The organism is Neisseria sp. P0007.S010 (assembly GCF_051962875.1).
Lineage (GTDB): Bacteria > Pseudomonadota > Gammaproteobacteria > Burkholderiales > Neisseriaceae > Neisseria > Neisseria subflava_A.
Genome location: NZ_JBQCUX010000003.1, coordinates 53,711 through 67,128, shown reverse-complemented (window position 1 = coordinate 67,128; position 13,418 = coordinate 53,711). Strand labels below are relative to the sequence as shown.

The 13,418-nt window shown below is 49.0% G+C and carries 10 protein-coding genes; 2 read left to right on the top strand and 8 right to left on the bottom strand.

The features are described 5' to 3' along the window. Positions 1-26 precede the first annotated feature (26 nt). The 3 genes from ACTHR7_RS03120 to dnaJ form a co-directional block, all read right to left on the bottom strand. Positions 27-677 carry a TIGR01621 family pseudouridine synthase gene (locus ACTHR7_RS03120; RefSeq protein WP_293203811.1) on the bottom strand — a complete coding sequence of 217 codons (651 nt, stop codon included), beginning with the start codon at positions 675-677 and terminating at the stop codon, positions 27-29. Position 678: 1 nt separating this feature from the next. Beyond that, positions 679-1,257 (bottom strand): TMEM165/GDT1 family protein, encoded by a 579-nt coding sequence (locus ACTHR7_RS03115; protein ID WP_293203812.1) that lies wholly within the window; start codon positions 1,255-1,257, stop codon positions 679-681. Positions 1,258-1,553: 296 nt separating this feature from the next. After that, positions 1,554-2,711: a molecular chaperone DnaJ gene (dnaJ, locus tag ACTHR7_RS03110; RefSeq protein WP_440370308.1), complete on the bottom strand. Its 1,158-nt coding sequence runs from the start codon at positions 2,709-2,711 to the stop codon at positions 1,554-1,556. Positions 2,712-2,912: 201 nt separating this feature from the next. Here dnaJ and ACTHR7_RS03105 point away from each other — a divergent pair, with 201 nt between their 5' ends. Both ACTHR7_RS03105 and leuS read left to right on the top strand, forming a co-directional pair. Then, positions 2,913-3,248 carry a hypothetical protein gene (locus ACTHR7_RS03105; RefSeq protein ID WP_440370307.1) on the top strand — a complete coding sequence of 112 codons (336 nt, stop codon included), beginning with the start codon at positions 2,913-2,915 and terminating at the stop codon, positions 3,246-3,248. 200 nt (positions 3,249-3,448) lie between these two features. Then, positions 3,449-6,079, top strand: a complete 2,631-nt coding sequence (gene leuS, locus ACTHR7_RS03100) for a leucine--tRNA ligase (protein WP_440370306.1) — start codon at positions 3,449-3,451, stop codon at positions 6,077-6,079. A 147-nt stretch (positions 6,080-6,226) separates the two neighbouring features. On the opposite strand, the gene merA is transcribed toward leuS, so the two are convergent. The 5 genes from merA to ACTHR7_RS03075 all read right to left on the bottom strand — a co-directional run bounded on the left by merA (position 6,227) and on the right by ACTHR7_RS03075 (position 13,145). Then, a complete protein-coding gene (gene merA / locus ACTHR7_RS03095) occupies positions 6,227-7,867 on the bottom strand; it encodes a mercury(II) reductase (RefSeq protein ID WP_001031935.1) in 1,641 nt (546 codons plus the stop codon). 28 nt (positions 7,868-7,895) lie between these two features. After that, complete coding sequence (gene merR, locus ACTHR7_RS03090) at positions 7,896-8,288, bottom strand: Hg(II)-responsive transcriptional regulator (protein WP_001863748.1); 393 nt, start codon at positions 8,286-8,288, stop codon at positions 7,896-7,898. Between the two features lie 197 nt (positions 8,289-8,485). After that, positions 8,486-8,767 carry a helix-turn-helix domain-containing protein gene (locus ACTHR7_RS03085; RefSeq protein ID WP_070459603.1) on the bottom strand — a complete coding sequence of 94 codons (282 nt, stop codon included), beginning with the start codon at positions 8,765-8,767 and terminating at the stop codon, positions 8,486-8,488. Between the two features lie 125 nt (positions 8,768-8,892). Then, positions 8,893-11,508 carry a bifunctional acetaldehyde-CoA/alcohol dehydrogenase gene (gene adhE, locus ACTHR7_RS03080; protein ID WP_440370305.1) on the bottom strand — a complete coding sequence of 872 codons (2,616 nt, stop codon included), beginning with the start codon at positions 11,506-11,508 and terminating at the stop codon, positions 8,893-8,895. A 317-nt stretch (positions 11,509-11,825) separates the two neighbouring features. Continuing rightward, a complete protein-coding gene (locus ACTHR7_RS03075) occupies positions 11,826-13,145 on the bottom strand; it encodes an MFS transporter (RefSeq protein ID WP_440370304.1) in 1,320 nt (439 codons plus the stop codon). Positions 13,146-13,418 lie beyond the last annotated feature (273 nt).

Genomic DNA, 13,418 nt, shown 5'->3' with positions numbered 1-13,418 from the left:
TAATATACACAAAAATCTCACTGCTTCTATTCGGATTCATCCGAACCTAAACACGCCGACAAATCGATTTCAGACGGCCATGTTTTATCAGGCGCAACCCGAATATCGAAATGCTCGCCGCGATAGTCGAAAACCAAACGCCAAGCGTGCAGAAACAGATGTCCCGCCTCATCGCCGCCATACAGCGTATCGCCCAAAATCGGACTGCCTATGCTTTTCATGGCCACGCGCAGCTGATGGGTTTTGCCGGTAAACGGTTGCAACACAAACAGGCGCAAACCGGGCTTCAGGCTTTGGCTGCTGAAACGGGTAACGGCAAAATTATCCTCGTCTCGCGTCAGCTTCCATGTACCGCGCCGCGAACGCGCCATACTGCCTTTCACCCAACCCTGCTTTTTCGCCGGCTTGTGCGTACCGAGTGCCAAATAAGTTTTACGCATGGTTTTCTCGGCAAATTGCGCCGACAAAGCCGTCGCGCTGTCGCGGTTGAGCGCAAACAGCAACAGGCCGCTGGTGGCTTTGTCCAAACGGTGAACCAGCCACACGCGCTCAACGCCGAGCTGCTGCGCCAGCGAAGCAGTCAGGCAAACATTCCCTTCCGATTCGCTGTGCACCGATACGCCGCAAGGCTTATTGATGACCACAAAATCTTTGTGTTCAAAAACAATGTCCCACATTTCAGACGGCCTTCAACACAATACTGTCGCCAAGCAGGGTCAAAATACCCAGCAGGCAGAACAAGATACATGCGGCAATGCGCACTGCTTTGGCCGGAATTTTACGCATCAGCATTTCGCCCAAATACACGGCAGGCACAGAAGCAATCATCAAACCGGCAATACTGCCGACCACGACCAGCAGGATAGATTGGTATTTTGCCGCCAAAAGAACCGTCGCAATTTGCGTTTTATCGCCGATTTCAGCCAAGAAAAACAGGACAACCGTCGCCGTAAATGCGCCGTATTTCAGCCACTTGCCGTCAGGGTCTTCGTCTTTATCCGGCAACAGCAGCCATAATCCGACCGCAATAAAACTGCCGCCGACCACCCATTTCATGACTTCGGGCGAAATAGCGGATGCCAGCCAGACACCGAGTGCGGCTGAAACAAGATGGTTCAACAGGGTTGCAATAAAGATACCGGCAACAATCGCATTTTTGTGGGCAAAACGTGCTGCCAAAAAGAGCGCCAGTAATTGCGTCTTATCGCCGATTTCGGCAATGGCAACGCCCAGCATCGAGGAGAAAAAAGCTTCCATGATTTAAGATACTCAACCGAAAAGCGGGCAAACAAAAAGCGCTGTGCATACCGCCCGCAAGGGTATGGACAACGCTTACGTCTTGCCTGTCTTCCGATAAAGCAGAGAAGATACCGCCGCCACGGCCGCACAAGCCGATTATGTTGACAACGGTTTCGGCATTGCGCCGAATGGCTACTCCCGTAAGAGTGAGGCGCGAATTATAAGGCAAACCATGGCTTGAAGCAACAAAAAGAAAAACAAAAGGCCGTCTGAAACCCAATGTAAACATGTTTCAGACGGCCTTTCTACAGCGATTAATTATCGGAGAACAAATCTCCTACTTTTTCCCAAAACGATTTTTTGCGCGGGGTTTGGCTGAGGTCAAGGCCGGAGGAGATTTTTTCAAATTCTTCCAGCAACTCTTTCTGACGGTCGGTCAGGTTAACCGGTGTTTCAACCAAAATGTGGCAGTACAAATCGCCGGTCGAGCTGGAACGCAGAGACTTGATGCCTTTGCCTTTTACGCGCATACGGCGGCCGGTTTGCGTTTCTTTCGGAATGTGCAGTTTGACTTTGCCGTCCAAAGTCGGCACTTCGACTTCGCCGCCCAATGCGGCAATGGCAAAGCTGATCGGCAGTTCGCAATGCAGGTCCAAGCCGTTGCGCTCGAAGATTTTGTGCTGTCTTACGCGGACATTGACGTACAAATCGCCTGCCGGTGCACCGTGTTGACCCGGCTCGCCCTCGCCGCTCAAGCGGATGCGTTGACCGTCGTCGATGCCTGCCGGAATGTTGACTTCAACCGTTTTGCTGGTTTTGGTGCGGCCTTCGCCACGGCATTTGACGCAAGGATCTTTGATTTCTTTGCCTGTGCCGTGACAAGTCGGACAAGTCTGCTGCATTTGGAAAATGGCTTGGCGGACGTGTACCGTACCTGAGCCGTGACAGGTCGAACAAGTCGATGCGGATGTGCCCGGTTTGGCACCTGAGCCGTGGCAGACATCACATTCTTCGTAAGTCGGAATGTTGATGCGTTTTTTCACGCCTTTGGCGGCTTCTTCAAGCGAAATCTCTATGCCAACCTGCAAGTCCGCACCGCTGTAATCCGGCTGACGGCCGCCTGCGCTGCCGCCACCGCCGAACATTTGGCTGAAAATATCGGAAAAATCGAAGCCTTGCGCACCACCGAATCCGCCTTGGCCGCCAAAACCGCCAAAGCCACCGAATCCGCCCGCACCTGCGCCCTGTTCAAACGCGGCATGGCCGTATTGGTCGTACATGGCACGTTTTTCCTTGTCAGACAAGGTGTCGTAAGCTTTTTGGACTTCTTTAAATTTTTCTTCCGCTTCTTTGTTGTCAGGATTGCGGTCGGGATGGTATTTCATTGCCAGCTTGCGGTAGGCTTTTTTGATTTCATCGTCGCTAGCGCTGCGGGCAACACCAAGGGTTTCGTAATAATCTTGGGTACTCATAATTTTGATAGTGTTTTGAATAAGTTTGAACTGGGTCGGATATGTGGGCGGAAGGTAAAAAACTCAAGTCGATATTTTTAAGGCCGTCTGAAAATTTTGTTTCAGACGGCCTCCCTCGCCTTGTCACAGCATGATAATGACCTTAAAGTGAAAGAGTATTTTACCCTATGCCGCTGTTTTATATTAGAAAGGTTTTCCTCCATGATGCAAAAAATTGCTTCCTTTTTATGCCTGATTCTGATGGCGACCGCTGCCCAAGCCGCGCCGTCCGACAGCGAACGCATTGCGGCACTGGAGCGCCAAGTAGCCGAACTGACTGCCAAAGTAAACTTTCTCCTGAGCGAACGTTTGGACGAGCGTTCCGCACGCAGAAACAACGAGGTTCATGTGTGTACGTTGTCGGCATTTACCGACACCTTCCGTGCCGAAAACGTCAACCGCGGCCGCGCCCGCTTGGATGTGATTCAGCAATGCCGCCGCCAGCACGCGGAAATATTCTGCAAGGAAGAAGCCGTCCGTTGCCAGACTTACCGTTAACCTTTCATACTCAGGCCGTCTGAAACCTTATTTTCAGACGGCCTTTTGATTATTTGCGTTCTTCCATATCAAAACAAACGGGAAACAACAATGCCAAAGCGGTTTGACATGATGTTACGACACAAGCAATCCGCTTCTGAATCCGCTATAATCTGCGTTTGATTTTATTTTCCAACGCCTTTTGTATAAAGCGAAACATCATGCAAGAACAATATCAACCCGCCGCCATTGAGCCTGCGGCGCAGAAAAAATGGGACGACGCCCGTATTTTCAACGTCTCCGAAGACGCTTCCAAACCAAAATACTACTGCCTTTCCATGTTCCCCTACCCCAGCGGCAAGCTGCACATGGGGCATGTGCGCAACTACACCATCGGCGACGTATTAAGCCGCTTCAAACTCTTAAACGGTTTCAACGTCATGCAGCCTATGGGTTGGGACGCGTTCGGTATGCCTGCGGAAAATGCGGCAATGAAAAACAACGTCGCCCCTGCCGCATGGACTTACGACAACATCGAATACATGAAAACCCAGCTCAAAAGCCTGGGCTTTGCAATTGACTGGGAACGCGAAGTCGCCACCTGCAAACCCGAATACTACCGCTGGGAACAATGGCTGTTTACCAAGCTGTTTGAAAAAGGCATCGTCTATCGCAAAAACGGCACGGTAAACTGGGACCCGGTCGATCAAACCGTCCTTGCCAACGAGCAAGTCATCGACGGGCGCGGCTGGCGTTCGGGCGCGTTGATCGAAAAACGCGAAATCCCGATGTATTACTTCAAAATCACCGATTACGCCGAAGAGCTGCTCAACGATTTGGACAAGCTGGAACACTGGCCGGAACAAGTCAAAACCATGCAGCGCAACTGGATCGGCAAATCACGCGGTATGACCGTGCGCTTCGCCGTTTCAGACGACAGCAAACAAGGTTTGGAAGGCGATTACGCGAAATTCCTGCAAGTTTATACCACCCGTCCCGACACGCTGATGGGCGCAACTTATGTTGCCGTTGCCGCCGAGCATCCGCTGGCAACCGCCGCAGCCGCCGACAAACCCGAATTGCAGGCATTTATCGCCGAATGCAAAGCCGGTTCGGTTGCCGAAGCCGATATGGCGACGATGGAGAAAAAAGGCGTGCCGACCGGTCGTTTTGTCATTAATCCTCTCAGCGGCGACAAGCTGGAAGTGTGGATTGCCAACTATGTATTGTGGGGCTACGGCGACGGCGCGGTAATGGCGGTTCCGGCGCACGACGAACGCGATTTCGAGTTCGCCACCAAATACAGCCTGCCGAAAAAACAGGTCATTGCCGTCGGCGACAACGCATTTGACGCAAACCAATGGCAAGAATGGTACGGCGACAAAGAAAACGGCGTATTGGTCAACAGCGGCGACTTGGACGGCATGAATTTTCAGACGGCATTCGACGCCATCGCCGCCAAGCTGCAAAGCCAAGACGCAGGCGAACCGAAAACCCAATACCGCCTGCGCGACTGGGGTATTTCGCGCCAACGCTACTGGGGCTGCCCGATTCCCATCGTCCATTGCGAAAAATGCGGCGACGTACCCGTCCCCGCCGACCAACTGCCCGTCGTCCTGCCTGAAAACGTCGTACCCGACGGCATGGGTTCGCCTTTGGCAAAAATGCCCGAATTTTACGAAACCACCTGCCCATGCTGCGGCGGCGCGGCGAAACGCGAAACCGACACCATGGACACCTTCATGGAATCGAGCTGGTATTTCTTCCGCTACATGTCGCCCAAATTTTCAGACGGCATGGTCGATCCTGACGCCGCGAAATACTGGGGCACGGTCGACCAATATATCGGCGGCATCGAACACGCGATTCTGCACCTCTTATACGCGCGCTTCTTCACCAAACTGATGCGCGACGAAGGCTTGGTCAGCGTGGACGAACCGTTTGAACGCCTGCTCACACAAGGCATGGTCGTCTGCGAGACCTACTACCGCGAAAACGACAAAGGCGGCAAAGACTGGATCAACCCTGCCGATGTCGAGCTGACTTTTGACGACAAAGGCCGCCCTGTTTCCGCCGTTCTGAAAGCAGACGGACTGCCAGTCGTCATCAGCGGCACGGAAAAAATGTCCAAGTCCAAAAACAACGGCGTCGATCCGCAAGAGCTGATTAATGCCTACGGCGCGGACACCGCCCGCCTGTTTATGATGTTTGCCGCACCGCCCGAACAGTCCCTCGAATGGAGCGACAGCGGCGTCGAAGGCGCACACCGCTTCCTGCGCCGCCTGTGGCGCACCGTTTACGAATACTTGAAGCAAGGCGAAGCAGTCAAAGCGTTTGCAGGCAGCCAAGACGGTTTGTCTAAAGAACTCAAAGACCTGCGTCACAAACTGCACGCCACCACCGCCAAAGTTAGCGACGACTACGGCCGCCGCCAGCAGTTCAACACCGCCATCGCCGCCGTGATGGAATTGCTCAACCAATACGACAAAACCGACACCGGCAACGAACAAGGCCGCGCCGTCGCCCAAGAAGTATTGGAAACCGCCGTACGCCTGCTGTGGCCGATTGTTCCACACATCTGCGAAACCCTGTGGAGCGAATTAAACGGCGCGAAACTGTGGGAAGCAGGCTGGCCGACAATCGACGAAGCCGCTTTGGTCAAATCCGAAATCGAAGTGATGGTTCAAGTCAACGGCAAACTGCGCGGCAAAATCACCGTCGCCGCCGACGCATCCAAAGCCGACCTCGAAGCCGCCGCCCTTGCCAACGAAGGTGCAGTAAAATTCATGGAAGGCAAGCCTGCGAAGAAAATCATCGTGGTGCCTGGCAGACTGGTGAACATCGTGGTGTAAAGTCTGATTCGGCATTGATTGCTGTAATAAGAAAGGTCGTCTGAAAACTTGGGAACAGGGTTTTCAGACGACTTTTTTAAGGTAGATAGAGTTGTCTACATTACAGACCTCAAATAACTTAAATCTCAAAATCCTAAAAAAGTTCCCTTAGCCTGCACAACAAGATAATTTCGAAATATCTTTATCGAACGTAAGTGCAACTAATTTTAGCCCTTCAGCCATTGTTAAATATGGTGCTAGGGTTTCTGTTAAATCTTCTATCGTTAAGCCAAATTTAACAGCTAATGATGCTGCATAGATGACATCTCCTGCATTTTCAGATACAATATGAACCCCTAATACTTTTAGTGTTTCTGCATCTGCTACTAGTTTAAATACACCGGTTGTTTCACGGTTTACAATTGCTCTTGGAACAGCATCTAAAGGTAATACAGATGTCTTCACATCATACCCTTTCTCTTTTGCTTGTTCTTCTGTTAAACCAACCGTTGCAACCGTCGGATTCGTAAACGTAACAGCAGGAACTACCGATAAATCTATTTTTTTGTTTAATCCACCAATAGCATTATCAGTAATAATTCCACCTTCATAGGCTGCTACATATACAAATTGTGGTCCTAAAGTCACATCTCCTGCTGCATAAATCTTTTCATTACTTGTTTGACCAAAATCATTGATCAGGATTTCATTATTTTTTCCAGTTTCAACACCTGCTGCACTTAAATTTAAAGAATCCGTATTTGGTTTTCTTCCAGTGGCAACAAGTAACTGATCTGATTCAATGACTTCTCTACTGCCATTTACTGTTACGTAAACCCTTTTTATCTCTCCACTTTGTTCAACACGCTCAAAAGTTGCCCCTTTGACAAGGTTTATACCCTGTTCAATTAACGCTTTTTCAACTGACTCTGAAATCTCAGGATCATACTCCTTTAAAAGTCGCTCACTTCTTTGCATAAGCGTTATTTCTGAACCTAAATGATGAAATAGTTGTCCAAGCTCCATTCCAATGTATCCTGAACCAATTACAGTTAATCGTTTTGGTATTTTCTTTAACTCAAGAAGTGTTGTACTAGTTAAATAGTCCATTTTTTCAAGTCCTGAAATTTGGGGCAACGAAGGCGATGCACCTGTTGCAATTAAAAAGCGTTTTGCAGATAACTTTGCCCCATTGACCTCAACCGTACTAGCATCAACGAATTTTGCTTCACCTTTAATTAAATCAAAATTATATTCATCAATTAAATCCATATATTTTTGATTCCGAAGTTCGCTCACCAATTTATCCTTTTGCGTGATTAAACTAGCTAAATCCACTTCTCCAGCGGATGTTTGTAAACCTATAAACGGATTGTCTTTTGATAAATGATTGATTTCCCCTGCCCTAAGAAGAGTTTTTGACGGAACACAGCCAATATTCACACAGGTTCCCCCAACCGTTCCACGCTCAATCATTCCAACTTTTGCACCGTATTCTATAGCTTTAATTGCCGAAGAAAAGGCAGCAGCACCAGAACCAATAATAAGAAGGTCATAATTGTCTTCATTAATTAACGCCACGTTTTCTAGTGATGATACTTCTTCAATTTCTCCGGCTTGGTAATTTGCTTCATCAATCGCCTTTATTGCACTTTCAACCTCAATATCATCGGGCAGTTCAAATACTGCTTCACCACGACGATAACTAGACTCAATATTTTTAGCACCTATCTTTTCAAGTGCTGATTCTACGTGTTTTTCACAACCCGTACATGTCATTCCTGAAATGTTTACCTTAAATTTATTCATAAAAAAGCTCCTTTCGTTAATTAATCTCTCATGTTAATGTTTCTATTATTGGACACGAATGTAATTGCTTTTCATCTGGACATCGTTGTTTTAAGTCGTCTAACATAGTTTCAATTCGTTTTAAATCCTCTATTTGTTTTTGCACTTCCTTTTGTTTTTTAGAAACAAATTCGAACATATCTTGACAACGAACTTCATCTTTATCTACAACACCAAGTAATTTATAAATCTCGCTTAAAGAGAAACCAAGTTCCTGTATTCGTTTAATAAACCCAACACGCTTAACGTCATCATATGAATATATCCGATAACCAGCTTCCGTTCGGTGAGGTTCTTGTAATAAATTTTTTCGCTCGTAATATCTGATCGTTTCTTTATTAACTCCACATTTATCTGCAAACTCACTAATGCGATAAATCATCTTATTTCACCCCCTGAATATTATAAACCATGTACCATAGTACACGGTCAAGTAAATTGGACTATTTTATTTTTTTCCCAAAGTATCACTCGTATGTGATTGATACTTTTATATAATACTATTGATTATCCTAACATCCCACCAGAAAATCCGATTTAAACACCAGTTGTTTTTAAACTATTAAGAAAGTAATTCCACTATATATTCCGAAGACCCAAAAAACCATACGAATCAGTTAGATTCATTATCACAGTTCCCGTCATTAACATAGCCCTTAAAAGTTCAGGCAAAGAAATATCTAATGCGCTAGCCAAACGAATAAGATTTAATAGGGCGGGGTTACGCTCTCCACGTTCTATCATTCCGATATAAGTCCGGTACATATTCACTTTTTCAGCCAATGCTTCCTGACTTAAATCCTGGAGTTGTCTTAAATAACGAACATGTTTGCCAAATTGTTTTAAAATTTCTGATTTCATGATGACTATTCTTAATGTTTGCAAATTAAATTCCACATACAATAAGTATCAACTTTAGTTCTAATACAAAAGGCCGTCTGAAACCCTATATTCAGGTTTCAGACGGCCTTTTTAACTGCCCGATTTTATTCGCCGTAGTAGGCTTTGGTCAGGATTTCTTCCATATCAGCCACCATGGCGAGGCGTGGGTTGGCCGGGGTGCATTGGTCTTCAAAAGACATCATGGCCAGCTCTTTTCTGCCGTCGAGGAAGGTTTTCTCATCGATGCCCTGCTCTTTCAACGACATTTTGATGCCGACGTTGACCGCCAGCTCATGGCAGGCGCGGGCGAAGGATTCGACGCCTTCTGCCGGTGTGCTGCATGGCAAGCCTAAAGTACGGGCGATTTCCTGATATTTCAGGTCGGCTTTGTAGTAGTTGTACTTCGGCCAAGTGGCGGTTTTCTGCGGACGCGTGCCGTTGTAGCGGATGACGTGCGGCAGCAGGATGGCGTTGGCGCGACCATGCGGAACGTGATATTTGCCGCCGATTTTATGTGCCATCGAGTGGTTGATGCCCAAGAACGCATTGGCAAACGCCATGCCTGCGATGGTGGAGGCATTGTGCATATGCTCGCGCGCTTCGGGATCGGCCGCACCGTGTTTGTAGGAGCGTTCGAGGTATTGGAACACGAGCTTGATGGCTTGCAGGGCGAGGCCGTCTGTAAAGTCGTTTGCCAGTACAGAAACGTATGCTTCTACGGCGTGGGTCAGTACGTCCAAACCGGTATCGGCGGTTACGCCTGCCGGTACGGTCATGGTAAACGCAGGATCGACAATCGAAATGGTTGGTGTCAGCGAGTAGTCGGCAATCGGATATTTTTTGTCGCCGTCGCTGATGACAGTAAACGGCGTCACTTCGGATCCTGTGCCCGATGTGGTAGGGATACCGATAAATTTGGCTTTGCGTCCCAATTCAGGGAAGCGGAACGCGCGTTTGCGGATGTCCATGAATTTTTGCACCAAGTCTTCAAAATCGACTTGCGGCTGCTCGTAGAAGAGCCACATGGCTTTGGCTGCGTCCATTGGCGAACCGCCGCCCAGAGCGATGATGGTGTCAGGCTGGAAGCTGCGCATCAAATCGGTGCCTTTATAGACGGTTTGGACGCTCGGATCGGCTTCGACATCGGTAAACAGCTGGATGGTCACTTTGTTTTTGCGTTGATGCAGTTGATGGGTGATTTTATCGACAAAGCCCAGGTCAACCATCGAACGGTCAGTCACAATCATGACTTTTTCGCAGTCTTTCATGTCTTGCAGATATTGGATGGAATCGCGTTCAAAATAGATTTTGGCGGGCACTTTGAACCATTGCATGTTGTTTCTCCGACGGCCTACTTTTTTGATATTTAACAGATTGACTGCGCTGACGTTGCCGCCGACGGCGTTTTTACCGTAAGAGCCGCAACCGAGGGTCAGAGAAGGCAGGAAGGCGTTGTACACGTCGCCGATGCCGCCGAAGGTGGAAGGCGAATTCCAAATCACGCGCAGCGCTTTGACGCGGGAACCGAACGTTTTGACCAATTCTTCATCGGCGGTATGGATGGCGGCGGAGTGTCCCAAGCCGTCAAAGGCAACCATTTCTTCGGCGAACTTCAAACCTTGTTCGGTCGAATCCGCCTTAATCATGGCCAAAACAGGCGAAAGTTTTTCGCGGGTCAGCGGCTCGTTTGGACCGACTTCGCGGCATTCGGCGATGATGATGTTGGTTTTTTCAGGTACTTTAAACCCGGCCTGTTCGGCAATCCATGTTGCCGGTTTGCCTACTACCGCAGAATTGAGTTTCGCCCCGCCGCAGCTGGCGCAATTCGCCGTTACACCGAAGATAAACTCTTCGAGCATGGCTTTTTCTTTTTTGTTGGCAAAGTACACGCCGTAGGATTTGAATTCTTCGGCCAACTCTTTGTAAATCTCTTTATCGGCAATCACCGCTTGCTCGCTGGCGCACACCATGCCGTTGTCGAAAGATTTCGACATCACAATATCGTGTGCCACCTGTTTGATGTCTGCCGTTTTTTCAACATAAGCAGGTACGTTGCCCGCCCCGACGCCGAGCGCAGGTTTGCCGCAAGAGTACGCGGCTTCCACCATCGCATTGCCGCCGGTCGCCAAAATCGTTGCCACGCCCGGATGCTTCATCAGCGCGGAAGTGCCTTCCATAGACGGCTTTTCAATCCACTGGATACAGTTTTCCGGCGCACCGGCCGCAATCGCCGCATCGCGCACGATACGCGCTGCATGGGCGGAACACTGCTGGGCGGACGGGTGGAATGAGAAAATAATCGGATTGCGGGTTTTCAGCGCAATGAGGGATTTGAAAATGGTGGTGGAAGTCGGATTGGTTGTCGGTACGATACCGCAAACCACGCCGACCGGATCGGCAATTTCCGTAATACCGGTTACATCGTTTTCGCTGATGACACCCACGGTTTTCAAATCGCGCAGGCGGCGCACGACGTTTTCGCAGGCAAACAGGTTTTTCGTCGCCTTATCCTCAAACACGCCGCGCCCTGTTTCTTCTACCGCGTGCATGGCGAGTACACCATGTTTGTCCAGCGCGGCGATAGAGGCTTTGGCCACAATAAAGTCAATCTGCTCCTGATCGAGCTTAAGAAACTCGTCCAATGCCCATAAACCCTTGTCAATCAGGCTGTTTACCTCGGCTACGGCTGGGCTGACGACGTTGTCGGCTGATGCGTTCATGGTGTATCTCCTTAATAAAAGGTGGCAATAAGGTCAATAAATTTTCACTACGATAACTATAGGTAATTTAGTTACATTTTGCTTTGACCTACATCACAAACCATGATTGAACTTTTCAGACGGCCATTTTATCGTTTATTCATTTTAATTCTTTGAAGTATAATATTTTTATCTACGCAAAAACAAAGACGGTTATTCTTCGTCGCTTTCCTCGATAATTAAGATAAAAACAGAAAATCGATGTATTAAAATTACAAACGTAAATGAAAAAGGCCGTCTGAAAATATTTTTCAGACGGCCTTTTTCATGTCTATCTTTTATTGGCTAATGTCTTCCAGCGTACGGCCTTTGGTTTCCTCACCCAATACCAAGACTACTGCCACAATCAGCAGCATAACCAGCGCAAACATCATAAAGATTTTGCCAAAGCCGCCGCTATTGCCCACCATCGCCGCTACTACCATGGGCGCAAGTATGCCGCCGACGCGACCGATGGCGCCTGCCCAGCCGGATGCGAAAGCACGGAAGCGCAAGGGGTAGAGTTCGGGGGTGTAGGTGTATAAAACGCCCCATGCGCCCAAGTTGAAGAAGGACATCAGGCTACCCCAAATCATGACTTCGGCCGCAGTGGTGCTTTGCCCGAAAAACCATGCGCACACTGCGCACGCGGCCAGAAAGCCTGCCAGCGTTGCTTTGCGGCCGATTCTTTCCACCAAAGCCGCGGCGGCTATATAGCCGGGCAGTTGCGCCACAATCATCACCAGCACATATTCAAAGGTTTTGACCACAGTATTGCCCTGCTCGACCAGCAATTTGGGCAACCAAGTGAAAATGCCGTAATACGAAAACACGATGCCGAACCAAACCAGCCACAGCATCAGCGTGCGCCGTGCAAACGGATGTTGCCAAAGCTGAACGAAGCGGATGCGTTCGCGCGGGGCGGCCGGTGCGGCAACGGCTTCTATCGACGGCGTGATGCCCGATTGGATTTCCAGCGCGGATACCAAACGGTGTGCTTCGTTGATTTTGCCGCGGGAAAGCAGGTAAGGCACGGATTCGGGAACGAATTTCAACACCAACGGCACATAAAACAGGGGCAAGGCGCCGAATAAAAACGCGCTGTGCCAGCCGGTTTGCGGAATAAAGAAATAAGACACCAGCGCGGCCGAGAGCCAGCCCAAGCCCCAAAAGCTTTCCAGCAACACAATAAAACGGCCGCGTACTTTCGGCGGCGCATATTCGCTGACCAGCGACACGGCGACGGGCAGCTGGCCGCCCAAACCGACGCCGACAAAAAAGCGGCACACCAGCAAAACCGTCAAATCAGGCGCAAGCGCGCACAAACCTGTGGTAATGCTGTACACCACCATCGTGCCGGCAAAAACGGTTTTCCGTCCGAACCTATCCGCCAGCCAGCCGCTGAATACTGCGCCCAGAGCCATGCCGACAAAGGCAATGCTGACAATCCAACCCAACTGCGCCGGAGCCAGCGCCCAATCTTTGCCCAAAGCCGGCAATACAAACGACACCAAGCCTGTATCCATAGCATCAAACAACCAGCCTATGCCGACCAAAACCAGAAGTTTGTAATGAAAGCGGGAGGGCGGCAGATTGTGCAGCCGCGTCAGAATATCCATAGTTTCTTTCCTTTGTTTGCGTATTATTGAATTGGATTTTATCAATAACTGCTTTAATTTCAGTGACAAACCTGAAACCGAAACATTGTGTCGATTTTAACATTGGTACCATATGCAAAGAATAGGAAGCGCGTGTTTTTTAGATATTTTTATCGCCAGAACCGCACGCCCTATTAAAACTCTGAATAAGGGTTCACGGCAGGCCGTCTGAAAGTTGATGGTTTGGGTTTCAGACGGCCTGCCGTTTTTTGCAAAGGCTTCATGCTTGGGTTA